20 protein-coding genes and 1 riboswitch are annotated in these 25729 nt (G+C 42.6%); of the genes, 12 read left to right on the top strand and 8 right to left on the bottom strand.

Going from position 1 to position 25729, the window contains the following annotated elements; all coding sequences use genetic code 11:
• The first annotated feature begins 436 nt into the window (after positions 1–436).
• The 6 genes from AC4II3_RS13815 (at position 437) to AC4II3_RS13790 (ending at position 8293) form a co-directional block, all read left to right on the top strand.
• Complete coding sequence (locus AC4II3_RS13815) at positions 437–1147, top strand: response regulator transcription factor (protein WP_488012295.1); 711 nt, start codon at positions 437–439, stop codon at positions 1145–1147.
• A gap of 1409 nt (positions 1148–2556) precedes the next feature.
• Positions 2557–3045, top strand: a complete 489-nt coding sequence (locus AC4II3_RS13810; RefSeq protein ID WP_488012297.1) for an adenylyltransferase/cytidyltransferase family protein — start codon at positions 2557–2559, stop codon at positions 3043–3045.
• Between the two features lie 514 nt (positions 3046–3559).
• Complete coding sequence (locus tag AC4II3_RS13805) at positions 3560–4288, top strand: GUN4 domain-containing protein (RefSeq protein WP_070396930.1); 729 nt, start codon at positions 3560–3562, stop codon at positions 4286–4288.
• A gap of 198 nt (positions 4289–4486) precedes the next feature.
• On the top strand, positions 4487–6073 hold the full coding sequence (locus AC4II3_RS13800) for a GAF domain-containing sensor histidine kinase (RefSeq protein ID WP_488012299.1): 1587 nt from the start codon (positions 4487–4489) through the stop codon (positions 6071–6073).
• A gap of 320 nt (positions 6074–6393) precedes the next feature.
• Positions 6394–7767, top strand: coding sequence for an IctB family putative bicarbonate transporter (locus AC4II3_RS13795; protein WP_488012301.1), 1374 nt, complete (start codon positions 6394–6396; stop codon positions 7765–7767).
• A gap of 307 nt (positions 7768–8074) precedes the next feature.
• Complete coding sequence (locus AC4II3_RS13790) at positions 8075–8293, top strand: hypothetical protein (RefSeq protein WP_488029348.1); 219 nt, start codon at positions 8075–8077, stop codon at positions 8291–8293.
• Here AC4II3_RS13790 and smpB read toward each other — a convergent pair.
• Positions 8280–8747, bottom strand: a complete 468-nt coding sequence (gene smpB / locus AC4II3_RS13785) for an SsrA-binding protein SmpB (protein WP_293097118.1) — start codon at positions 8745–8747, stop codon at positions 8280–8282. The two genes, AC4II3_RS13790 and smpB, sit on opposite strands and share 14 nt — an antisense overlap.
• 140 nt (positions 8748–8887) lie before the next feature.
• Positions 8888–8972: riboswitch (Glutamine riboswitch) on the top strand.
• A 35-nt stretch (positions 8973–9007) separates the two neighbouring features.
• Between smpB and AC4II3_RS13780 the strand changes: the two genes are divergently transcribed.
• Positions 9008–9181, top strand: coding sequence for a DUF4278 domain-containing protein (locus AC4II3_RS13780; protein WP_488011249.1), 174 nt, complete (start codon positions 9008–9010; stop codon positions 9179–9181).
• A gap of 373 nt (positions 9182–9554) precedes the next feature.
• Positions 9555–9974 carry a hypothetical protein gene (locus tag AC4II3_RS13775; RefSeq protein ID WP_488011247.1) on the top strand — a complete coding sequence of 140 codons (420 nt, stop codon included), beginning with the start codon at positions 9555–9557 and terminating at the stop codon, positions 9972–9974.
• 41 nt (positions 9975–10015) lie between these two features.
• On the opposite strand, the gene AC4II3_RS13770 is transcribed toward AC4II3_RS13775, so the two are convergent.
• From AC4II3_RS13770 to AC4II3_RS13760, 3 genes are read right to left on the bottom strand one after another with little or no spacing between them, the layout of a single operon-like run.
• Complete coding sequence (locus tag AC4II3_RS13770; protein WP_488011245.1) at positions 10016–11206, bottom strand: TRC40/GET3/ArsA family transport-energizing ATPase; 1191 nt, start codon at positions 11204–11206, stop codon at positions 10016–10018.
• Positions 11207–11259: 53 nt separating this feature from the next.
• Positions 11260–11685, bottom strand: a complete 426-nt coding sequence (locus AC4II3_RS13765) for a C6orf136 family protein (protein ID WP_488011243.1) — start codon at positions 11683–11685, stop codon at positions 11260–11262.
• 45 nt (positions 11686–11730) lie between these two features.
• Complete coding sequence (locus tag AC4II3_RS13760; RefSeq protein WP_488011241.1) at positions 11731–12546, bottom strand: DUF928 domain-containing protein; 816 nt, start codon at positions 12544–12546, stop codon at positions 11731–11733.
• A gap of 225 nt (positions 12547–12771) precedes the next feature.
• Here AC4II3_RS13760 and AC4II3_RS13755 point away from each other — a divergent pair, with 225 nt between their 5' ends.
• From AC4II3_RS13755 to AC4II3_RS13745, 3 genes are all read left to right on the top strand, one after another.
• Positions 12772–14463: a transglutaminase domain-containing protein gene (locus tag AC4II3_RS13755; RefSeq protein WP_488011239.1), complete on the top strand. Its 1692-nt coding sequence runs from the start codon at positions 12772–12774 to the stop codon at positions 14461–14463.
• A gap of 170 nt (positions 14464–14633) precedes the next feature.
• Entirely contained in the window at positions 14634–15407 is a 774-nt protein-coding gene (gene hisA / locus AC4II3_RS13750; protein ID WP_488011237.1) for a 1-(5-phosphoribosyl)-5-[(5-phosphoribosylamino)methylideneamino]imidazole-4-carboxamide isomerase, read from the top strand.
• Positions 15408–15953: 546 nt separating this feature from the next.
• On the top strand, positions 15954–18251 hold the full coding sequence (locus AC4II3_RS13745; RefSeq protein ID WP_488011235.1) for a GumC family protein: 2298 nt from the start codon (positions 15954–15956) through the stop codon (positions 18249–18251).
• A gap of 90 nt (positions 18252–18341) precedes the next feature.
• On the opposite strand, the gene AC4II3_RS13740 is transcribed toward AC4II3_RS13745, so the two are convergent.
• The 3 genes from AC4II3_RS13740 to AC4II3_RS13730 form a co-directional block, all read right to left on the bottom strand.
• Positions 18342–18590 (bottom strand): hypothetical protein, encoded by a 249-nt coding sequence (locus AC4II3_RS13740; protein WP_488011233.1) that lies wholly within the window; start codon positions 18588–18590, stop codon positions 18342–18344.
• A 579-nt stretch (positions 18591–19169) separates the two neighbouring features.
• Positions 19170–19331, bottom strand: a complete 162-nt coding sequence (locus AC4II3_RS13735; protein WP_488011231.1) for a hypothetical protein — start codon at positions 19329–19331, stop codon at positions 19170–19172.
• A gap of 466 nt (positions 19332–19797) precedes the next feature.
• Positions 19798–21513 (bottom strand): hypothetical protein, encoded by a 1716-nt coding sequence (locus AC4II3_RS13730; protein ID WP_488011229.1) that lies wholly within the window; start codon positions 21511–21513, stop codon positions 19798–19800.
• Between the two features lie 207 nt (positions 21514–21720).
• Between AC4II3_RS13730 and AC4II3_RS13725 the strand changes: the two genes are divergently transcribed.
• A complete protein-coding gene (locus AC4II3_RS13725; RefSeq protein ID WP_488011227.1) occupies positions 21721–23376 on the top strand; it encodes a glycosyltransferase family 39 protein in 1656 nt (551 codons plus the stop codon).
• 68 nt (positions 23377–23444) lie between these two features.
• Here AC4II3_RS13725 and AC4II3_RS13720 read toward each other — a convergent pair whose 3' ends face one another.
• Entirely contained in the window at positions 23445–25049 is a 1605-nt protein-coding gene (locus AC4II3_RS13720; RefSeq protein ID WP_488011225.1) for a glycosyltransferase family 39 protein, read from the bottom strand.
• Positions 25050–25729: the final 680 nt, after the last annotated feature.

Genomic DNA, 25729 nt, shown 5'->3' with positions numbered 1-25729 from the left:
TCTTCCCGAAAATTCCCATTTCTGGGTATTAGCATGAGTGAACGTAGTTCAAGTTCAAAGCTTTGATGAAGTTATTACACCATTGCTCAACTGTTTGAAATCAGCCTTTATGCTGAAATAGGGGTTCTATAGCTTAAGTTCTCCTGTAATAGGAAGGTGTTCAACTGTTTTACAACAGTCAGCCAAGGCTGCTTTGTGCAGCGCCATCGCTCCTAAAAAATTGCTTGGGTGATGTGTCAATAGTTAGGGCTTCAACACCGAAACTTACAGTGTTATTAGCATAGATGCTGCCTATGGTCAATTGAATTCCGATCAAAAGATATGGTGTATTGTTTGTCTGAGTGGGCCTTTCACAGACTTCCAGCCAGATGGCAGCAGCATCAATTCATGACCAATTGGCAGGAGTGTTTGTAGAAAAGGTGGCTCCAGAAAGAATATGAAAAAGATTTTAGTTGTTGACGATGATAAAACCCTGCTAACTCTTTTGAAGCGCTACCTGGAACATCGAGGATACCAGGTAGAACAAGTGTGTTCGGGAACTGAAGCCTTGGAAGCTTGTCTCAAAAATCCACCTGATCTGGTGGTTTCTGATGTTTTAATGCCGGAAATGGATGGTCTAGAGTTTTGCCGTCGTCTGAGAAACATTCCTAATGGTAGGCTGATGCCATTTATTTTTTTATCTAGCAAAGCAGAATTAGAAGACCGTATTAATGGTCATTCTATGGGAGCAGATGATTATTTAACTAAACCAGTTGCGCCTAAAGAACTAGAGGCAAAAATCGAAGCACTGCTAGAGCGCTCGCACCGTATCCATGCTGAAATTGTTCGGTTGATGCAGCAAGCTACTGCTATAGCTCCTGGCCATCTAGCTAACCAATTTTCAACACCAACAGCTGTTGAGAATTCTAAGACTTTTGCTCAGGTAGGGGCAAAACCTCAACCTCTACCCTTGACACCAGCAGAAGAACGAGTATTTTGGCAAGTTATTCAGGGGTTAACCAACAAAGAAATAAGCGATCGCCTATTTATCAGCCCTCGTACTGTTCAGACTCACCTCAGTAGCATACTCCATAAGTTGAAACTACATAATCGTAGCCAATTGGTGCGCTTTGCCTATGAGCAGGGATACAAAAGGCCTAAGGAGTAGACATGGAGCAAAATCGGGTTTATTGGTCAATCTTCGATTTTGACAATAGAGCTGCCTTGTATTTATACTTCCAACAGACATCAACTGAGCTTTTATTCTACTATCAGCTAACCAGTCTTTGGTCTACCCAGCAATTCTCATTTTGGGCAATAGGTGTTCAAATTGGCAAAATTCCTGTACTGTATTAGATCTCTTGCAAAAGTATTTTTTTGATAGTGTTCTTGATGCAGTCGCTCATGGGGGAGACCCCCGCATGAAGGCGCTGCATCGCTTTGCGTCAATTCTTGTCCACTGTTCCGGTGATCCGCAGATTCCCTGTTCCCGACAACTGCCGCGAAGTCTATTGATATCCTGATCAGCCAAGAGACTTGAAGTCACACCAGACCACCAGGGTTGTTCGACACAATAGTAGATCTCTTGCAAAAGTCTTTCGTGGTATGATATAAAGCTTAGTGATTTTTGATTTAGTCTACCCTTAAGACTAACCAATTTGCTTTGTACTCTCTTTGTATATAAGCCTAGTAAACAATAGACCTAATTTTTCCAAAAATTTTTATTGTAACTCAAAATATTTTTGCAAGAGGTCTAGTGAGTGATCTTCCCTCCTGGCTGAAATCGCTGACAGATAAGCCCAAAGGCAAATGGTCGAGTAAGATGGTACGCACCCTTTTGGGATCTTCAAGATCTAGGTTTTGGCTTGTCGATGCCGTTGTGCGAAATCCCCCAAAGCATGCTAAACCAAGTATCCATTGATTGTTCTCATGATGACTATAAGTAATACTACCCACAACTGATGTCGTCTTCCATCAATGGATCGAAAATCTTTTACCTCACCGAGTCTTTCAATTAGAGAAGAACCCATTTTTTGATTACTTTGCAACATTCTTAAGTGTCAGGGCTTTCAGAGGGAATGAAACAACCCTGCGGTTTAGCTAGTAGGCAGTGTTGACTATGAGTATAAACATCGAAGCAATGGGGATCTAAGAGAATCGCCTCAGTGATAGAAAAAATATTCTGGTGTCATGAAATCGTTAACTTGAATCGTGCTTGATCCCCTTGTTCAAAGAAGTAAGAAGAGGATGTAAATGGCGAACGAAGAATGAGTGAGCAATTTTTTGCATATGTTTTTGGAATCGGATTTACATCGCCTGTATGTATAATAGTAGTTGGTAAGTAAACTGCCGTACTGACTAAAAGCCAAGACTTACCTGGTAGCAGAGCTTATAAAATCTGTCAAACCCCCTGAGTCTCCTGGTAAAAAATCCAATCAATATGGTAGACGGCAAAGTAGAAATCAGCTCCTTCGGGGCGAGGGAAGTAGCCTTGGTAGTAGAGAAACCTGCTACCGGAGTAAGTCCTTTTAACTCAGGATTGTCTGCCTGACGCACTCAGAACTATTTTCAAGTGAGATGACTGGAATCTACACTGCCGATGAATTACAACAGCTGATGGCCCAGGAGTCAGAGCGATGGCGACCACTGGTATTTACTAATGGGTGTTTTGATATACTACACATTGGTCATGTGCGTTACTTAAAGATTGCCAAATCCTTGGGTTCAGCTCTAGTGGTCGGGCTAAATAGTGATCAATCAGTAAACCGCATTAAACCATCACAGCCAGGATATCCTTCCCGACCACTGGTTCCTGAAATACAGAGGGCAGAAATTCTGGCAACTCTCAAACCCGTAGATGGGGTAGTGATTTTTGCTGAAACCACAGCTAATCGTTTAATTGAAGCACTGCAACCAGAGGTCTATGTTAAAGGGGGTGACTATAGTCTATCCACTTTACCAGAAGCCCAAATTGTTCAATCCTACGGGGGGCGGATTGAGTTAGTCCAGGTTGAATTTCCTACCTCCACTACTCAAATCATTAACCGCATTCTTCAGGCTCGATAAGCACGTGAGAATAGAGAATGGTTAAAATTTGGTAAATTGTTGTGGGTGTAAATTGATTCTTTGTCAATTTCGGAAAAAACTTTTCATACCCTCGGGTGTTGTCTCTTCCTAGCTGGTGTCTCCCTATATACTTCAGTATAGGCACGCTACATTAGGCATGATAGCAGGCTTACATTACGTACTAAGCACGCTTACACACTTAACTATTAACCATTAACCATTAACCATTAAACCAACACCTAACCCCCAACCCCTAACAATTCTGCAAGTTAATTGTTCAACCAGCGATGAGAGTGAAGCACCGAAGCGAGACGATTGACGGACTACGATCGCACGAATTTTGGCACAAGTTGTTCATTGTAAAAGGTTTAAGGTTAGACAATTATAAGCTTGAAGGTTGTATACAAGCGGTTCCTTGCCGTAGTCTAGGTTAAAAGCATGAACTTGCTTGACTCTCGACTTTAAAACCTATCACATTCAATCTTCTTGAGTGCAACCTCAAACCCTACCCTTCATGAGCGATCAAACGGCCCGGTTACCAGCAGAAGTCTCTAACACAGTTGCCGAACTCCAGCGCCAGCTAAAGTCTAGTTCTGAAAAAAAACAACAGGCTTTGATTCAGGAACTTGCCAACACTGGCACTGCCGGGTTAGACGTGTTAATGGAATTTTTACAGGAGCAACATGCCAACCCGACTATCCTCAGTGCTGGTTTTGCCTATCAAGCCCTCCATCAAGCCAATATGCCCAAAACCAATGAATTTTTGCAAACCTATTTTCCTACTGGGGTTGTACCCCTACGTTCTGAAGCAGGCATTGATTACACACCCGTGCAACAGCTGTTAGTTAAACAAGATTTTCTCGCAGCTGACCGTCTTACTCTCGAAAAACTCTGTGAGTTAGCAGGAGCTGCTGCTCTACAGAGAAGATGGCTGTATTTTTCCGAAGTAGACAATTTCCCGATTACAGATTTGCAAACTATTGATATCTTGTGGGTTATTCACTCTCAAGGCAAATTTGGATTTTCTGTGCAGCGGGAGCTTTGGTTGTCTTTGGGCAAGAACTGGGAAAAACTTTGGCCAAAAATTGGTTGGAAAACTGGCAATCGCTGGACCCGATATCCCCATGAGTTTATCTGGGATCTCAGTGCACCAAAAGGTCATTTGCCTCTTTCCAATCAGCTCAGAGGTGTTCGGGTATTTTCCTCTTTGCTTTCTCATCCAGCTTGGTCTACTCGGATATGACTGCCATAAGCAGTCAGGAAGGAAAAAACCACAAAAATGCTTCTGATACCAAAAAAAATGGCATGATTTAAGCATTTATTTTCCTGAGAATTTGTTTACTTCACTACTCTATCTGGGAACCTTAAGTGTTGTGGGTAGTACTACAGTAGCCAGTAGACTGTGGTGCTACCAAAAGTAAGCATGGGAAATGGGTTGGTTATGGCAAAAGAAAATCAACTTTTTTGTACTCTGGATGGTTTGACTCCTAAAGAACGGGAAAAAAAACGACTGAAAACTCTTCGGGATTTAGGTCTACTCGAAGCAGAAACAGTACCAGTTTTCGACGAGGCAACTCAAACTACTGCCAGATTTTTAGATGTGCCTATCTGCATTTTGGGCTTTATGGTACAAACGCAACAGCACATCAAATCAGCTGTGGGATTATCTAGAATCGGTCTAATGAATCGAGTGGCACAGTCCCGTCAGTTGCCCCGTAGTGAATGCTTTTGTAGCTATGTAGTAGATAGTCATCAAATGTTGGCGATTAATGATACAGTCGCCAACCCTGTCTTTGCTAGTAGTGTACTGGTTCACCACTACGGTATCCGTTCTTACTTAGGTGCACCACTGTTAACTGCTGACGGAGAGTGTTTAGGTACTCTAGCAGTTATGGATTTAGTACCTCGCAATTTTACCACCAAAGATTATGAGTTTTTGGCAATTACCGCTCGTTGGAGTCTCAGTGAATTTGAGCGGAATCATTTTTTGAAAAAAGAGCGTGACCGGTTTGTTAACTGGCTACCTAACTCTTCCACAGAGGCTCAGCACTCTAAGGAAGTGGAGTATGAACGGGAAACTTCTAGCCCTAAGAATTTATCTCTAGATGAGATGGCTGGTTTTAGCTCAGTTCACACTATTAAGTACAAATTACTAACTCAGCTTACACAAGAATTGCGCACACCTCTAACATCGATTATGGGAATGGCTAGTGTATTAAGTCGCCAAGTTTATGGGTCTTTGACTGATAAACAAAAAGAATATCTAGAAATTGTTTATTGCAGTGGTCGTCAGCTGGTCTTGATGGTTGATGAAATCCTTTGCTTGGGGATTTTTGAGGAAAACAGTGAACAACTAAATTTAACTGCTGTAGATATTGAAATGCTCTGTCAACAAGCAATGAACAATTTAGCACAGATAGCGCAGCAACATCGACAAAAGTTGCATCTATCTGTAGAGCCAGGTAATCGTATCTGGTTTCTGGATAAAGAAAAGGTGCGACAAATGCTATATTACCTTATATTCAGTGTTATCTACTCTGCTGAGGCAGGGGGTGAAGTACGCATCCATGTCTCTCGAAAAACTGATTTGGAGAGAGCTAATGTCGTGTCTTTGAAAATCGCGGTTTGGGTTTCTCACCCCTGGCTCGGAGATGGTCTACCTCAAATGTACGGACAAATTTCTGAGTTACCGTTACAATCCCCCTCAGCAGCAGCAGCGGTTGCTAATGCTTTAGAAACCCCATTCATCACTGAAGCACTGGGAATAAGTGAACTACCTTCGAGTTCAAACTTTCTCTGTGACAATCAGTTTTTATCCAGTTCTTTTGATCCAGAAACCAGTAGTTGGGGTTCTGAATCGGAAAAAACACCTCAGAATAGTGAATCTCGTGAAAGTTTAGGGCTATTACTAAGCTGCCATTTAGCTAAACGCCATAGAGGAAAAATTTCTGTTGAAGGTTTGCCAGAGTTAGGGTATCGCTACGTGATTACTTTACCTAAATTAGAGTCTTCTGATCAAAACTGTTAAACCACTGTTCCAATTCATTGACTGATATGTTAAACTAATATGGCTAACGCTACTGTCAAGGTGATATACCCAGCAAACATAAACCGTATTTCTCAAAAAAACTCATAAATAGAAGACTAACGGCTGATAAGGGTTGCTCAGTTAATAAATTGTTTAATTTTGCCTAGTCTTTCTGAAGTGGTCGATAGCAAAAGTACTAAAGACCCCCTGAGAACGCCAGCTTTTCGGGAAGCGTCGAAAAGTTTTTTAGTATTTGGTGAGTCAATCCTGATCTAAAATCAAAGATTATAGATGGGGTGGGTTCAAATAAAAAATAGACAATGAATTCAGCTTGGGCTAAGTTTACTCTTTCAAATTTACAGCTGTATCGGTGGCGAGGCACTAGCTATTTGTATCGCCTGGTAGGACTCCTAGATTCTTGGCGTCAGAGTAGCTTCCTCCTACAGTGGTCTGACCCAATAGGAGCGATGATAGTTGCTCTGGTGTTCGGTTTAGCTCCTTTTGTCTCCAATGCTCTAGTAGGCATCTTGTTAATGGCAAGTGCAGGGTTCTGGGTATTGCTAACCTTATCCGATGATATAGGAAAGCCGAAGGTAAGCCCCATTCATCTTTTAGTTTTTTTGTACTGGAGTGTTGCCACTATAGCCACCGCACTCTCTCCGGTGAAAGGGGCTGCCTCTAGTGGTTTGGTGAAATTAACCCTTTATTTGTTGTTTTTTGCCCTGATGGCAAGGGTATTGCGTTCCGGTCCGCTTCGTAGCTGGATTATTACCCTGTTTCTCCATATCTCACTAATTGTCAGTATTTACGGCTTGCGGCAGTGGTTTTTTGGGGCTGAAGCATTAGCTACCTGGGTAGACCCCACTTCAGCAGCAGCAAAACTGACACGGGTCTATAGTTATCTGGGCAACCCGAATTTACTAGCTGGTTATCTGATCCCAGCAGTAGCATTGAGTTTGGCAGCAGTATTTGTCTGGCAGGGTTTGCTCCCCAAAGCCTTAGCACTGACGATGGTGGTCGTGAATTCAGTTTGTCTAGTGCTAACCTTTAGTCGGGGTGGATGGATTGGTTTTGTTGTTTGTATTTTCGTCTTCTTGATCCTGCTGGTGTATTGGTACAGTGTACAGTTGCCCCCTAAATTACGCCCTTGGGCAATGCCAGCCTTATTAACCAGTTGTGTTGGGGTTATGCTTCTCGCAGTCATGTTTGTTCCAGCTATACGCGATCGCATTGGTAGTATTTTTGTTGGTCGGGAAGATAGTAGTAACAACTTCCGCATGAATGTTTGGTCTGCTGTGGTGGACATGATTCGTGACCGACCCATCATTGGCATTGGTCCAGGTAACAACGCCTTCAACAAAATCTATCCCCTTTTCCAACGCCCGAAATATACCGCCCTCAGTGCCTATTCCATTTTCCTAGAAACTGCAGTAGAAATGGGTTTGATTGGGATGTTATGTTTCCTTTGGTTGTTGATGGTCACTATAAACCAAGGTATGCAACAACTAAGTCGTCTGAGAAATTTAGCTAACCGTCAGGGATTTTGGCTGATGGGAGCCATTGCTACCATGTCAGGAATGCTCGCCCATGGTCTGGTAGATACTGTTTGGTACCGTCCTCAAGTGCAGACCTTATGGTGGCTAGTCGTTGCCATTATTGCCAGTTTCTATGTCAATCCGAATTCTGACCCGTAAAAAGTTTAGCTGTCCGGCAAAATTCATCCCACACCTATGCGCAGCATAGGTGTGGGATGAATTTTGCACAGAGTATGTATGGAATTGCTATAATATATGTACTGATAAACAAAGCCTAAAATGCTGGTTTGTCAGCTATTTAACTAGCAAAAAAATAGAATTTTTGTATTGTTCCGGCGCGGAGGGGCATCCCGTGTCGTTAATAAAGCTTGCCGAGTATCCGTTCGCGCAGCGTCGGCGAAAGCCGATACCGTTGGGTGGAGTTGGCAAGAAGCCCACACTGACCTTACAGGTTCAGTGTGGGAGTATGTCACAATTTGCAGGTTGCTTTGGAGGTTGGAGGTTACAAGTTACCAAGTTACAGGTTGCTAGTTTTGTACTAAACAAACAACCTTGGCCTATTGGCCACGCTACGCGAACAACCCACCAACCTTGGCCTATTGGCCACGCTACGCGAACAACTCACCAACCTACCAACCTACCCTTCACCGAAGCCCTTTGGCAAACAACCTTCAATAACGTTTGAGAGCCCTTGCCATATCTCGCTGATCCTGACGCCTCTTGATCGTCTCGCGCTTATCATGGAGCTTTTTCCCTCTGCCCAAACCAATGCTGACTTTAACTAAGCCGCGCTTCAAATAAATCTTTAAGGGGACAAGGGTTAAGCCTTGCTGTTCTAATTTACCGGTGAGCTTATTGATTTCCTTACGGTGCAGCAGTAGTTTTCGGCTGCGACGGGGGTCATGATTGAAATATTCGTTGATATTTTGGTACGGAGAGATATGGACATTGAGCAGCCACGCTTCTCCACCACGAATCAAGCCATAGCCATCCCGCAAGTTGACCTTGCCAACTCGGATAGACTTCACCTCCGTTCCCTTTAACTCAATCCCCGCCTCGTAAGTCTCTAAAATTTGGTAGAGAAAACGAGCTTGTCGATTATCACTAATAACTTTATAACTTTCACCTTTATCACTCATAGTCTTGCCACTCCCACAAGCTTGCAGTTATTTAACTGTAGCGCCTGAGGTTAGAACTGGCGACAACGGGAAACTATTAACTTTTATGAATAAATTGAGATTTACCTGCAAAACGGTTACAATAGATACAGAAACAGAAAATCGTTCATCTCTTCATGACTTAACCATAGGTGATCAAGGTTCATGGAGAGACGGAAGTAAGGATAAATCCTGAAGGAACGCGCCTCTTATCACTACACTGACATTATGAGGCGAAGACAATGAAACTTTCTTATCGCGGTGTTAGCTACCCATACCATCCTTGCAAAGTTTCCACAACAGCAGTTGACTCTATTGGCAAGTACCGGGGGCTGAATTGCCGATTGGGTAGTGCCCATCCTATACCACTTGAGCAACACAAAGTCAACCTCAAATATCGTGGCGTTTCTTATTAACTAAATATTAGCTCAGTATTCTAGCCTACAAACAAGGTGTCTCTAAACTTATAGCCAGTGGTGGCGATATGCCTTAGGCATGTGCCCTGTAAGCAATCACTCTCTTGGTATGCGTTCCCTACCGCTTGGAATAAGCGCGGGGTTCCACCCCATCTTTAATTTGGCTGCCTGATTGGGTGACAACCCAGCTGGATCGAGAAGTAGTAGATGCCACCCTGACTACTTCCCTCAGCTACTTACAGAGGATATCCTCTGTAAGTAGCTGAGGTTTTTTTGTGTTGATATCAGTTTTTACAGAAGATTTGTGATATAAATATTTATAATATTTAACATAAAGTAACAAGAGACTACCTAGAGGCAGGAAAAATTAACTATGGGACTCTTTAATTTGTTCAACTCTCAGACCAAGTACGTTGATGAAGACAGCCAGGACATGGCACAGTCCATAGAAGCTAACCAGTCCCAAGAGTTTTTCTTGGACACAGATGAAGCCAAAACCATGGGAAACATTGACTACATGCGCAGCAGCGTTAAGGTCAAGAAATCCTATCCCAAGACCAAAACTGCTATTTTAAGGGGTGAAGTGGTAGAGGAGATCTCTGCTACGGATAAAGCAACCCTTTCCCAAAATCAGACACCTATCGCCACCTCTGAGCCTGTTTCCCAGTCTGGAGCTACATCCGAGTCTGGAACTACATCAGGACAAAACGGTCAGCTAAGCTCTCAACGCCGTCGCCCTGACTCCAGCCTAGATCCTTTCCTCAAAATGGCTGAGGATCTAAGAAAGGGTTAATTCAGTGCTTTGTAGATTGACTCCAATTCTACAAAGCATGATCAAATCTTAACTGCACCAGTGGCAAATTTGATTTTTAGATAATCCTCTTCCATCTTGGCTCCTGAAGGTTTCAGGGCTGCTAAAGCTTGGGGGAGGACTAAATTGCGCCGATGGTTACCAATGCGAACATTCAATTCATCTCCTGTTTGAGTAAGCTGTATTTTGTCTTTGGGTATACCAGGTAGGTACAGTTCTAAGCTGTACTCATTTTTATGCTGTATAACTCTAATGGTGTTTTCTTGGTAATACACTTGAGTGGGATCTTCTGAACCATAGAGGGTTTCTTTGAGACGCTCCAATGCCTCAATACCGCACATCTCTTGGGAATAGAGGGGAACTTCTTTAATGGGTAAAGGGCGGAAATTGTCGTGAATTTCCTGGCGGTACTGTTGCTGATTTTCTTTCCAGCGTTGGAAAAATGGGTCAGTTACTTGGTCAGGAATAATCCGATTGGCAACAACTAGATCAGTGGCAACGTTGTATAGGCTTAAGTAAGCATGAGCTCGTAAGGACTCCTTAATCACCATTCTCTCAGGATTAGTAACCAGACGCACTGATGTTTGTTGGTTGTCAGTGAGTACCTTCTCTAAGGCTTCAATTTGTTCATAAAACTCATAGGGAGCATCCATGACCTCTTTATCTGGTAAAGAAAAGCCAGCAATGGGTTTGAATAACGGTTCAACCAAAGGTCTCAGAGCAACTGACATACTTTGTAGTGGCTTATAAAAACGGCGCATATACCAGCCACTTACTTCTGGTAAGCTCAGTAACCGTAGCGCAGTACCAGTAGGAGCTGAATCAATAACCAGAACATCGTACTCGTCTTCATCGTAGTGACGTTTCATGCGGACGAGACCGAAAATTTCATCCATACCAGGAAGAACGGCTAATTCTTCTGCCTGTATCCCATCTAAGCCCCTAGCTTGCAGCACTTGGGTAATGTAACGCTTAACCGCTCCCCAGTTTCCTTCCAATTCCATCAGAGCGTCAAGTTCTGCTCCCCAAAGGTTGGGACGAACTAATCGGGGGTCGTGACTGAGTTCAATATCGAAACTATCTGCTAGGGAGTGAGCTGGGTCAGTACTCAGAACGAGGGTTTTGTAGCCTAACTCGGCACAACGCAAGCCAGTAGCAGCGGCTACAGAGGTTTTTCCTACTCCTCCTTTACCGGTCATCAAAATTACGCGCATGGTATGCTCCAGCTGTTCTGAGAAAAGTTTACATTTATTTACTTTACATTACTCTACAAAAGCTGCTTAAGTACGTCCAGGCGTGAACAGTCCCAATAATCTATATGAGAAACAATTAACCCCTCAGCATTCAGCTTTAACTCGCTCCAGCCAGGAATAGTCATTCGAGGTTTCCAGGGTAATGGCGTAGTCCAGCTGAGAGTCCAGCGGGTGTTAATTGTATCTCCTGACTCGGAAATGTGTTGCAAATCTAGATGGGGCTCGAGGAACCAGCGATTGATAAAGGCAATCATTTGTTTGTAACGCTCAAGCCCGCGAAACTGGTTGAGGGGGTCTTTAAAATAGACGTCTGAGGCGTAGATGCTATAAGTTTGGTCAGCTGGGAACCTTTGATAGTCTTGTTCGATAATTTGGGCTATAGGACTGAGAATCTCTTGTTGGTCAGGGTTTTCAGTGTTATTATACCGATTTGTATTCATACGTTGTATTCATACAGGTATTAATAACCTAATATATTTCGTTATTTAGTTGTTAGTCCTACTGGCTTGTTCAAACAAGGGTTTTTTGGCAATTGGATCTAACCCGACGGAAGTCAGCAGTTTGTGCAAAGCTTCTTTCAAGTTCTCGTCATTGGGGCTCTGCCTTCGCAACTCTACCAGAGTGGTTAATGTTTCGTACCAAAGCCGATCATTTACGTAGATTGCAACACGCTGTTGGGGGGTTGCTTGCTTTATACGCTGCACAAGCTTTGGAGCTTCTTCAACTCGCTTGACCCCACCATCAATATAGATATTGTTTAAGGAGCAGCCGGGATCAATCAATCCTACCTGCCAGTCATACTTCTGATTAACTTCTAAGGGAGGTAGGTTCACAAAGGGAGGAAGCGTTATACTCCTAATTCCAGCATTTACCTGATCGGGTAAGGGATAGTTGACTGAGTAAAGCTCCTTTCCATCGGCATCTTTGAGCACAAACTTTAAATCTAGCCCTGCTGATTCCATAGATGGCATATACCAAGAGAAAGTGGGGTATTCAGCAACCGTTGTTCCCATCCTAGAACTGGGAACCAACGCTACAGGAGGATTTTTGAGTTTTGGTTTCGGGCAGTTGGGACTCCTAGTTCCTCCAGGACGTCCGACATCCGAGGGTGTACCATTTTCGCCGTCTGAAGGTGGATGATAGTCAGATAATTCCCAGTGGTTCGGTATCTTCTCAATCAGTTCCCTCCCTAGGGAAAAACTCGCCTGAGCTTGTACCTGGGCTGGAAGATTGACTGCCAGAGTAAAAGCTAAAGCAACCATTAAGAGCGTAAATTTTGATGAACGTGTTAACCAAGCCATGATAAAACTATTCCCTGGTAGAGCCAAGTTTCTCTTAAGTAAGCAGGATAAGTAACAAGTATGGCAGAACAACAGCCCTTGGAGGCACCCGTAATCCCTCTAAAAGGATCAGGTTTTCAGACCTTACCTACGTCATTTTAACAATAACTTCAGGTATTTGAGACATCGCCACTCTAAGCTTATAATCTTGTCTAAATCTTCATCTGATCTTCATCTGATTTACTCATGATTCTGAATTCAGCTCCATTTTTTAAAGAACGACAAAAATTCGACAAAACTATCCGACCAATTGGAGCATCTTCCTTGCAAGGAATAGCATTTTTGATAGAAAAAATAATTGCTATCGACTCCATAAAGGGCTATCTCCTAGAAATTGATATCTTCACAGATAATACAAGGATTTTGAATCCAGAACGGGACTCAGATTTGGTCGGCGTGACTGGTTTAGCCCTGGCAGGAGAAACCCTCTGGTTAACGCTACAAGATAGTGTTTATTTTTGCCAGATAAATGAAAATTTAACCCTACAACACTTTGTTGATTTGCCTTACAATGCTAACGGAATCGCTGTTAAAGATTCAACGGTTTATGTTACCTGTAAAAAACTGGAAAATATTATTATTTATAGCAGCAATACAGGTCATGAAATTACCCGGTTGCGTTCTCCCGGAGTTGGCATTGAACATATAACAATCCGCGATGAAGAACTGTGGGTATCCGATGACCAAGAACAGACAGTTTACTGTCTTGATCGAGCAACTGGCGAAATTCAGTTCAGTGTACTCACCCCCTTTGAAAATCCTACTGGCTTAGCCTTTTATACTGACCCTCAGACGGGAGATGATACCCTCTATGTTGCTTATGCAACTGAGGAGGCTTACATCCGGGATAACCCTAACGCTGATCCTAATTATGAATTGCAGTATCGCGATCGCACTTTTATTCATCCGTTACACTTTACCTACAATCCGGAAGGTCGCTACGCACTCTCCAATGGCTATTTAATCGAAATGTCCTACGTGGAGGAACTTGACCCCCTCAAGGATATCGAGTTGAATGATTTGGAATGGCGAATTGCCTTGCCATCGGAAACTGACCGACAAAAGGTGTCAAAAGTCGAACCCGTGGGTATACCCTTTACTATAGACGTTCAAGATGGTCAACAAGTTGCCGTCTTTAAGTTTGACAACCTCAAGCCAGGGGAACGCCATATCTTTGGCTGGAAGGCACTCTTAGAAGTTTGGAGTATCAAGTACCGCCTGACACCAGCGGATATGGAGGGGTTGCCTGAGTTACCGCCAGAATTTCAGAACCGTTATTTGGTGGATGATGACAAGTTAGCCATGGATACAGAAATCATCCGCCGTTCGGCTCTTGAAGCAATTGGTAGCGAAACGAATCTGTTGCGGCAAGTCTACAGTATTCGCAATTATGTCTACGACAAACTTTCCTACCACGTGACCCCTAAAATAGATACTCCAGACATTGTGCTACGAAGGGGTGTGGGCTCTTGCGGCGAGTATTTGGGAGTATTGCTAGCTTTGGGACGGCTTAATGGTATCGCGTGCCGTACTGTTGGTCGTTACAAATGCCCTCCCCATCCTGACCAAATCGGTATTCCTTTGGTACCAGATTTTAATCATGTTTGGATGGAATTTTATATCCCAGGAATCGGCTGGCTACCGATGGAATCGAGTGCTGATGATACGGTTGAAGGGGGTCCTTATCCCACTCGGTTTTTGATGGGTCTTGCCTGGTACCATATAGAGATCGGTAAAGGAATTAAGTTTGAAATCCTGAAGAGTCAAGGGGTGCCTGTGAAAAAGGAAGATATTTCGATTGGTGAGTTAGCTATTAATCATGTGCGGTTTAAGATTGTGGCAGAATTGCCCAGTGGTAGTGCTTCAATCGAACAATAACGACTACTACTGGCAAGGGTAGCCATAAAGAAGTGGCTTGGAGGGGATCTAAGACCAAATCGAGGACATAACTCCTAGACTTGGGCTACCCCCGTGATGTCATAAGCCTACACCATACCTGCTGGGATTGGTGTGTGGTAGTTCAGTATAGGTTAGGGGGAAATTTAGTCATGGATGTTATTCCAGCTATAGACTTACTTGAAGAAAAATGTGTGCGGTTAGTCCAGGGAGACTACCAGCGTGCGCAAGTATTTAACGATAACCCAGTCGAGGTAGCGAAACAATGGGTTGAACAAGGTGCATCACGGCTGCATGTCGTTGATTTGGATGGCGCAAAACTCGGTAAGCCAGTCAATACTAAGGCCATCGAAGCAATTGTGCAGGCGGTACCTGTGCCAGTGCAAGTCGGTGGTGGATTACGCTCGCGCTCCGGAGTCACTCAACTGTTGACTCTAGGCGTCGATAGAGTCATTATAGGAACGGCAGCGGTGGAAGACCCTTCCCTAGTGGAACAGCTTTGCACTGAATTCCCAGGAAAGATTGTAGTTGGTATTGATGCTCGTCAGGGATGGGTGGCCACTCACGGTTGGTTAGAAACCTCAGAAATTGCAGCAATTGACCTAGCTGAACAAATGACTCAGCTGGGAGTAACTACGATTATTTACACCGACATTCACCGGGATGGAACTCTGTCTGGACCAAACCTAGACGCTCTAAGAGAACTAGCAAGTCATATATCGATCCCCGTGATTGCCTCTGGGGGTGTCAGTTCAATCACTGACCTGTTGAGTCTACTGACTCTCGAACCTCTAGGGGTTACGGGTGTAATTGTTGGTCGTGCGCTTTACACCGGAGATATGTCTCTCAAAGAAGCTATTCAAGCAGTCGGTCCTGGAAGGTTACAAGATATCCCTCTAGATATGGGCTTTTCTAGCTTTGCTTGATCACTCGTCAATGGAAAAAGGGAAAATTGATCTGATTCGAGCCAAATACCCCATGATCAGTTTTTCATTGTCAGGGGCAATATTTTAAGATAATAATTTGTATAATTGCTTCCTGATTACACTGTAAAAGTTTAGTAAAGGGGGAAAGGGCAAGGAATTCTAACCATTGACCTTTTCCTTTTTATATTTATAACTTAAATTCAATATCATACTACTAAACTCAATTCCATTCTTCAAGTGTTATTTAGCTAGACAGGAGGACAAGGTAATGGGGAGATAGGTAGATAGTGCTACCTATGAATGTCACTTGGTACCAGCAAACACCATTGCCCTAACTTAACCATTCCTTCATTTTATCCGGATATTTGATAAGTTTTGCGTAAAATTTTCCAGTTCTAGTGTCAAAAACTAGTTTGTTAACACAAACTAACTACAGAGCTGATGGTTAGTGGCAACTACCGAAGGTATGATAGGGGAGCGATTAGCCATAGGTTCAGTTACTCTTGAACATAACTTATACCAATAAATAAAAAGGCACATATAGAGATGGGCAATAAATCAGAGCTTTTCCCACAGGGGAATGGTAAATATATCCACTCACAGCCCGTCATCTACCACACTAGAAACTCAAAATACTATCAGGATGGGCGTAAGCTAGAGGAGATTTGGACGATCATACGGCGTCGCTTTTTAGTGGCTGCTGGTGTAGCAATTACGATAACAGCTAGTATTTTTTTATGGACCTCTAATCAGAAACCTCTGTACGAAGGCAAGTTCCGACTCAGTCTGGAGCCTCTGACAGCACAGGATGATGATGAAAATCAATCGACACCAGCTTTTGAAACCTTGGCTTATAAAACCCAAATGCTGGTACTGCGTAGTGAGAAACTCATCACTCCCGTGATTGAGGAAATAAACAAGCGCTATGGCAAAACTAGCTACAAGTCTTTAGTCAAGAATAATCACCTGAGGATCAAACATATTGAAGGAACTAGTGTCTTAGAAGTACGTTACCGGGATAGTGATCCTCAAAAAGTTCACTTTGTTTTAAAGCAGCTTGCCGATAATTATATCAAGTACTCCCGCCAACAAGAAGCAACTTACCATCACAAGGACCTTGAGCTAGCAAATAGAGAGTTGCCTCAAGTTCGCCAAGAGGTAGACAGACTGCAGGAAGAACTGCTGAAGTTGGAGCTAGGGAACAAGTTAATTGACTATGATAATCAAAAACAGCAGCTTTCAACTCAGATTAGCCAGATTAAGCAACAGCAATTAGATACTCACATCCAGCTTAAGGAAGCTCAGTCGTTCTACCAGATCATCTCTCAAAAGCTAGGACTGTCATCAAATCAGGTCAAGGACTCTCGCGCCTCGGAGTTAGCTCTGGCTCAAGTGACTTTGGCTGAAAACCCTTACTACCAAAAGATGCTCAACCACCTAGAACAGGTTGAGACTGAGATTGCTATTGAGTCAAGCCGCTATACTCCAGAGAGTGCCACCATCAAGACCCTACAGCAGCAAAAATATAATTTCTTATCCCTGTTACGCTCTGAAGCTGAACAGGTACTGGGGATCAAACTAACAGATACAGATGTTCCTAAGATATCACCCAATTCAATTCACCAGCAGCTCACTCAACAACTGGTAGATCAGAGCATCCAAATATCAGTTTTGGAAGCACGACAACAAGCTCTTGCTGAGGAAGAAGAAAGTCTTGAGCAAGACATGAAACAGATGTTGGTGATAGATCCAAAGTACACCAGTTTACAGCAGAAACTTACAGATACAACCCAACGATTAGACACTCTGTTGGCACTTAAGGAAAGCTTACCGCCTTATTCTCCGAAACTTATTCTCAAACCCAAACAGCCTCAATATCCGATTCCACAACATCAGGAACTTCAGATTATTTTGGGAGCGATCGCAGGTATATTACTGGGTACAGGAACAGGGTGGTTGATGGAGCGCTTAGACCATGTGTTTCACTCTCCCGACGAACTTAAACATCGCACCCAATTGCCTCTTATTGGTGTTATTCCTTACCATCAAGCACTTAAGCCCACCAAGTCATCAACCAGTCGCAAAGGTATACCTTTTGTTCCTAGCTTCCCTAAGGTACAGAAAAATAACTCAACGCCAAAACTCCAGCAAGCTTCTCCCTTTTTAGAGGCTTTCCGGTTCCTCCATCGCAATATCGGCTTACTGGGCTGCGATAAGCCAATCCAATCGATTGTGATTAGCTCAGCTAGACCAGAAGACGGTAAATCTACCGTTGCTGTCCACCTAGCTATAGTGGCTGCTGCTATGGGTCGGCGGGTGCTACTGGTGGATACAAATCTGCGCCGTCCCCGGGTACATAAAATTTTTGGTTTGAACAATCAACTTGGTTTGAGTAGCGTTCTTAGTAATCGGATCAAAGCTAACCGAGCCATCCAGCAAGTGCCCATGTGGGATCATCTTCATGTGCTAACTGCTGGTTCCCCAGCACAGGATCCGATTCGGTTACTATGTGCGCCAAAGATGAGAACTTTGATGGAGCATTTTAATGCTGTTTTTGATTTAGTTATTTATGATACACCTCCCGTGATCGGACTTGCCGATAGCCGCCTCCTAGCAGCTAACACGGATGGTATGGTCTTGGTAGGTAGATTAAATAAGACTGACCGCTCAGTTCTAATGCAAGCCTTGGATGAACTCAAAACCTCTAGGACTAATCTTTTAGGTATTGTTGCTAATGATGTTGAGAACTACGCAACTAGCTCCTATTATCAGCATCAGGACTACTATACAACCGATTCAGCAACCATGAAGGTGAAAAAGCTTCTAGATCAGAACATGAGATGATATGAAGTCCGGTTAATAACTTCTAATATGGTTGATTGCTTTTTTTTAATGGTTAATGGTTAATCGTCAATTAACCATTAACCATTATAGTTAGTGAGCAGTAGCTGGGGATGAAAATACGTATGTTAACAAAACTAGCATCACCCTTGACACCATCAAGGTTAATGTTAACACGACTAGGGAAACCTGGACACTTAAGCGTAACCGTTTACCCTTACGATACAAACGTTTATCCGGTACAGGGTGAGCAGTTTTAGAAAAGAGTGTTAATGGTTGATTAGGCTGATAAGGATTCCAAAATACATGGGCACCTAAATTATGCTCGGCATAGGGTTTCATAGTTCAAAATTAGAGGTAGTGTGTTGAGAGCGAACCAGCGTTTACGCCCTGTGGTGTAAACGTTAGTAGTAAAACACCAGACAGAAACTATCTCAGTCTTGATAGTGATGCAAAACCACTGTCCAAATTGATTTGGAGGGGCTTGTCGTTTTTAAGCAGGGCTTACGTATTTGTTTTACAAAAGCTATTTCAGGGGGTATGCGCGACCACCAGATGAATAGGGTGGGTGGTAGGTTAAAACCAGCTTTTTATTCCTTTTTTCTGGTATAGTAGGGTATAGTAAATCGGTGTAATTTGTAGTTAATGACTCAAATAGCGGTGAAAAACCCGCACGGTCAGCAAAAAACTACAAGATACAAACTAAAAGATACAAATAAGCGCAATGTATGTAGCCTTAAGGTCAGCATAGTTGAGCTTGTAGGGGCTTGTTGACTGCTCTCACTGGGAAGATAGTCCAGTGACAGCTACTTTCAGTTGAGTAGCTTGGTTTTAAACCGCTTTGGAACAACCGCTGAGAATCCCGCCTACTTTAGTGCTGGGATAAGTCAAAAGTAGTTTTAATCCTTTTATCCCCTATAGCTAGCAGGGCTGTTTGATTCGTTTAGACTCTGGATGAGTAAGGTCAGAGGCAGAGGAGAGGGTAGAGGGGGAGGAAGATGATATGGTTTGGTTATTTTGTCTTTCTTCCAAGTCAACCTTGTCTTCCTTGTCTTCCTTTTTCTGTATTAGATACACCAGCATTGCTTTAGCCCTGAGATAGGTAGGGTGCTGATGGCTTAATTTGGTAATTCCTGCTACAATGGAAAAATAGACTTTAACAACAATTTAGGGCATCTAACTAAAATCTTGAACCCAGTCGTTTCAGATAAGTTGAGGGGTTTGACCCCCTAATTAATTGAGTTTTGTTTTTTGGGTTAGATTGATTCGGTGAAGAATGGGATGCGATCGCTTTTTAAAGTGATGATGAAAACCAAGAGTTAGTGTCATACCCAGTAGCGTTCAGGGCTGGGATCACTTAAATTGCTAGGATTTGCCAAATTATCTATTACCCATTAAATAGGTAGGCATGATTTAACCGACTAATGGAACCGAATTATGTCAAGTTTTGTAAAATATCTAGAAATTCAATCTATGCCCTTAAGCCAGCATGTTTAGATATATTTGTTTACATATAGTTACATAGCTGCATTGATTTGGGCTTACCTATTTACCTGTTACCAGTTATCGCAATACATTCGGTATCCAAAACCACAACCTTCTCTGTCTCGAAAACAGAACAGGAATCGATTACGTTAACAATTGCCGGAACAATGGCTTGTTTGAGTCGAGCTTGAGCTTCTGCTGCTACTGGTTGATACTGCATAATCCAGCGATTTTTAGTTATATATTGTGGATTAAATGCTGTTTTATCTAACAACCAAAAATCAATGTTATACTGCCTAATAAATTGTTTTGCTTCAGCTAAGTTTGGACTGTACTGGGCTTGAATTAAATCAATCGCTCTGTTGCGAAATTGGTTATAATAGTTAGTATGATAGGGAATACCGTATTCTCTACTAACTAAGACTGACCGTCCAGAAAAGGTTGGCAAGAAATCGGCTTCCTTTGATAGTGAGGCAATCAGGATATCGTTTGGTTGTTTAGCAAAGAATTCATAGAGGCCATGTTGCCTCCCAACCTCATAGTTGGTTTTGGGGAAATTACGGAAACCAAGAGGAGACAAGATTAGAGCCATTCCCACGAGTGTAACAATTGCTCGTCCCAACACTGGTTTCCCTTGAATTCGAGGGGAGGCTAGCCTCTGGCAAGCTTGAATAATAGCATCAAGTAATAGAGTTATAGCGATCGCAGCAGCTAGGACTAGCACAATTCGCAGACTATGCTTACTGTAACGGCTGGGTAGATGCAGTCGGAACAAGACAGCATGAGCCATAACGAACATACCAAGGGATACTAGAGCCAGTTGAGTCAGGAGTACCGTTTCCCCTTTGACTTTCTTCACTAACGGTAGCCATGAGGGAAATCGTAGCAGGATAGGCAATAGTAAACCAGCACAGACAGCTATAGGTAAACGCTTTCTTCGGGGAAATAGACCACTGCGAGCATCTTCCAACCAGAAATCCCATGGGTTGTGATCGAAAAAAGCAACTCGCCCTCCTGGTTGGAATTCTGGCATGGTTTTGGCTTGCTGTGCGCTGATAATTGGACCATAGTCAGAAGTGGTCAAAGCATAGGGCAACAGGACGATGAATGCCACACCTAACCCAGCTGCACAAAACCAATAGTCATTCTTTTGGGAGGATAGTCTGATTTTACCCTCTCGCCAACGCAACAGTTTCAGCACCAGGACGCCACAACAGAGGAAAACGCACTGAGGATAAAATAAGCCCTGGAGGGTGATCACTACCAGACAGGGGATCAATGAGCGCCGTGATAGGTAGTATAAAAATGCTAACAGCAGCGGATAAATAAAAGCCCTAGGGGTTGCTGATACTAAATCATCGAGCATCCATAGGGTTTGATTTAGGAGCAAAGACGCAATAAATCCTGCAGCTGGGATCGGCAGCATTTGTAGACAAAGCCCGAAACAGTAACTAGTAGTAATCAACCCTAGTACCATCGGTAGTAGTTTATTCAATAAGAGGGGATGAATCCCAACAAATGCTATCAGCCGATAGAGGGTAGTATAGCCAGCGGGTGCTACAGATTGGAAGTAATTGGCAATCAGATCATCGGGAAATAAGCTGGGATCAAAAAACCGTTGCATCCAAAATACATGCTGTCTGGCATCATCTTGTACAATGTATTGATTACTAAAGGCTTCTTCGAGGGCGATCAGGCTGTAAACCATAGCAAATGCTAGGCTCAAGCTAAACCAAAATATTACTTGGTTTTTAGGGGGATTCGAGGCTGGGGGATTCATACTTTTTTGTGTTTGGGTAGAGACACTTAAAATGGAATAATGGGGTGACGGTTATCGGTAAGTTTCTAGATTAAGTATTATTAGCAGTGAAATATTATCCTTAACAGTAATCATGAAACGGTCAATAAAAAGCGATCAATTACAATATCCAAATTAAACGAACACTAATAAATTACCTTTGTACTTTTCGGTGTACTTTTTTGTGTGATGGAAACCAAACTATTAAAGCTAGGGAAATTCCCTCAACCTCCCTTGCGACTATTATGCATTACCCTACTGCTGTTAGGAATAGTCTTTCGCCTAGCCAATCTCGACAGCAAAGTCTACTGGGGGGATGAAACTTTCAGCTCCTCTAGAATTGCTGGCTATTCAGCGGAAGAAATTATTGGGGATATCTACACTGGTCAAGTGATTAGCGCTACAGAATTACAAAAATACCAGACCCCTAATTCTGACCGTAGCCTCGGCAATACTTTACGAATTATAGGGGAAGAAGCGCCACAACACCCGCCAGTTTACTATATATTAGCCCGATTCTGGGAACAATGGCTTGGTAGTTCCCTAGCACTCAAGCGCACTTTACCTGCTCTAATTAGCTTGCTGGGATTACCGTGCCTGTACTGGTTGTGCTTAGAACTATTTGGAGCATCATTGACCCCATGGCTTGCCGTGTCGCTATTCGCTGTTTCACCGATCCATATTTTGTATGCCCAGGAAGTTCGGGAATATAGTCTGTGGACTGTGAGTATCTTGCTATCGAGTGCTTCCCTGTTACGAGCGATGCGAGTCAACAGTAGGGTGAGTTGGTGCATTTATGCCCTTTCTGTAGCGCTAGCTTTCTACTCTCATTTATTTTCAGCACCAATTATCCTAGGTCACGGCATTTATGTCCTGATCATCGCAGGTTGGCAAGGGCGTAAACGGGTAATTGCTTACATCTGTGCGGTCACAGCAGCACTCCTGATATTTTCACCTTGGTTAGCTGTTTTCTTGGAAAACGAACCCAGAGCTAGCAAGGAATGGGGATGGGTGATTAAAGAATTACCCCCCCTGGATCTGGGTCGATATTGGCTGAAGAATCTACTCTACGGCTTTTTTGATGTACCCCTAGGCAAGGAGTACCCGTTTGACCTAACCTTTAGCTACACCCAGCCGAGAACTTACCTAGTGCTACCAATTGTGGGGCTAGTGATTTATGGGCTATATTTTCTCTGTCGTTATACTCCAAAACAGGTTTGGCTATTTGTTTTGCTCCTGATGGGATTTACTAGTCTACCCCTAGTGCTACCAGATGTGATTTCAGGAGGCATGCGCTCAACGATTGCTCGATATCAACTCCCAACTTACATCGGTATTCAACTGACTATTTCCTATTTACTCTCCACCAAACTAACTAAGTTTTCGATTGGTATTTGGCAAAAACGTTTATGGCGATTGACTACAGTTATATTAGTCTCTTGTGGTGTGATATCTGGTGTGCTTATTGTTCAAGCTGAAACCTGGTGGACGAAGTACAGTGATTACTATAATACAGACGTTGCGAATATTATTAATCAGTCTCCTGCTCCCCTTGTACTCAGCGATAGTACTCACAATCGAATTCTATCCATGAGCCATAAACTTGACCCCAAGGTTAAGTTACAACTCATAAAAAAAATTAAAAATATTTCAGAAATACCTGAAGAAAAATTACCAAAAATATCAGGTAACTTTAGTGATGTTTTTGTTTTGGAAAATATTCCATCACCCTCATTACTACGCCCAAGTATTGAAAAGCATAGTAACTATAAGTTCAATCTGATATACGAAGGAAATATTGGCTTTAAAAAACGAAAAGTTCTGTTGTGGAAAAAAATTGATTAGATTGATTAGTCATTAGTCATGATTGATTGGTCATTGATCAAGTTAATTTTGGCTTTTGACTTTTGGTTTCACTGCACTAACTTCCAGAGATGCTTGCGTTTATGAGCTGGTTTAACGTCATAGGGTGACTCCTCTTCAAATTTTTGTCGCAGTTTTGGAGAAGGTCTATATAAGAAGACGTCACTGAAACTGGAAAAAACTTTAGGAGAATCCTTAGTTTTCATTAACTGTAAGGTCACGTTTGGCTCAAGTAAATAACTGAGAGAGACTAATCGCATGATATCACTACTAATTACCAAGGGACGATTGGCTTCATTAATAATATGAGCTTCCTCAGGCGTGTAATAGTTACTGTATTTATGCCACCACGTTTCTGCTTCAGAACTAATGGCACAAGAGAGCACACCTGCTGAAATAACTGTAATAGTAACTAATCGCCATAGTTGTTGTTGTTTTATTGTCTTACCATTAAGGGGGTTAATTTTTTTAGCAAGGAGGTAAGCAACAGCAATTTGTATACCCAAGTAACAAGGAATAAAATAGCGAGCCATGCTGGAACGCTGTCCTCCTAAAATTAAATCCTGACCAATGGGAAACATTCCGACAACTGCGATCATGGTCAAGATAAATAACCAAACCCGTTGCTGACTATTACGACACAGAAAATAAATAGAATAGCCGACGATAATTAAAATTAGGATATCGAAATAAATCAGTAAATGGTCGTAGCTAAACTTTAGGTCTCGACCTGAGCGCACATCAAATAAGGGATTGCTATAGCCAATCTGGATATCGAAAAACACAGAACTAAGATTGATAAGCCAGCGGGTGATCAGTTTACCTATTGGAGTCTCTTTATCCGCCCAATCCCCCAATTCAATACCGTTTTCAATTACCAATCTTAACCAAGGAATAAAGGCGATAATTCCGAAAAGCGAAGCTAATCCATACCTAACGACTTGTTTACTCAAACGAAATTTTTCTATACAAAAAACATAGATACCATGTCCAATAAAAACTAATCCAGAAAGCAAATAGCTGTAGAGATTTAGAGAAACTGTTATGGCATAGATTACCCAACTCATCAGTGTGCTAAGACGCATCGCCCTCAGCAAGGCTATGCTGGAAAGTAATGTAGTCAATGTCCACAAGCTATATTGTCGAGCTTCCTGGGCATACAACACATGGAATGGAGAGACACACAGCAATGCGATCGCAATCCATCCCGTTAGGGGAGACTCGAACAACTCTAAACAAAGCCAATAAATGCACGGCAAAGTCAACAGACTAATCAAGGCTGGTAAACTTCTCATCACCGTTACGGAATAACCGAACAATTTTGCCCAAAAGTGAGCCATGACAAAATATAACGGTGAATGTTGTGGTTCATGTAAGGCTAACCCTTGGATCGTGTCACCTACATCTTTGTTATCATTAGGACGCTGATACTGCTGTAAATCTTTAACATTAATTTGACGACCATCAATTTCTTGGATAATTTCTGCTTTGGTATAACCAGAAATTCGCAAGGATGTATAGGCTTCATCAATCCAATACACTTTTTTGTCAATATTGACTAATCGAAAAACTATCCCCAGGAGTAAGATAATAAGAATTAAATACTTAGACCATTGACCAGATGTAGGTCGATTTAATTTTAGATGATTTCCCATGAATTATCGGGGTAGGGGTTATTAATTGGTGGCCTTTGAGCAGAGGTTAAGGATTGGATAAGCGTTGGAAAAATTAAGTTAGCCGTTTCAGGCAACACCAAATGGTAAAGCTTACCCCTCAGCAGCAGTATGGCAAGACCAACTCCTTTGCCAGCACTTTCAAAATCTTAGCCAAATCATTTTCATTTAAGGCTTAAACTGAGAATTTAGGCAACGGAGCAGTGAAGGCAATGCCAAAGGCTGGATATCACGACTGGTAGTTCTGCCTTAGTTAGAAAGATAATCAGCCAACGACACCGGATTAGCCATCGTATTTATCAATCATTTACATATCTTTACATAAATTCGTTCTGTTCAATGAATTCTACCAACTTACCTGTATTATGGAAGGGAAAATCCATAAAGGTAACCCTGGGGAAGCATAGGAGGATTTATAGTAGGATGAATGACATAGATCAACGAAAGCTTTTATCAGTGTTATGTCATGGCTCAATATTTTTGAATTTTTTGGTGGTTCCTATTGCCATCCCGATAGTCATTTTTTTGCTCACCGAAGACTCAGCTTTCTAGCAAAAGGAGCCCCACATCTCAATACGTAGTATGAGTGTGGTCAGAAGTTACCGCAAGAAGAGTGGAGCCTTTATAGTTGGCAGGCTATGCATAAAAGAGGTGCGACCCGT

Source organism: Moorena sp., from assembly GCF_982860115.1.
This window is presented reverse-complemented; position numbering and strand designations above follow the sequence as displayed.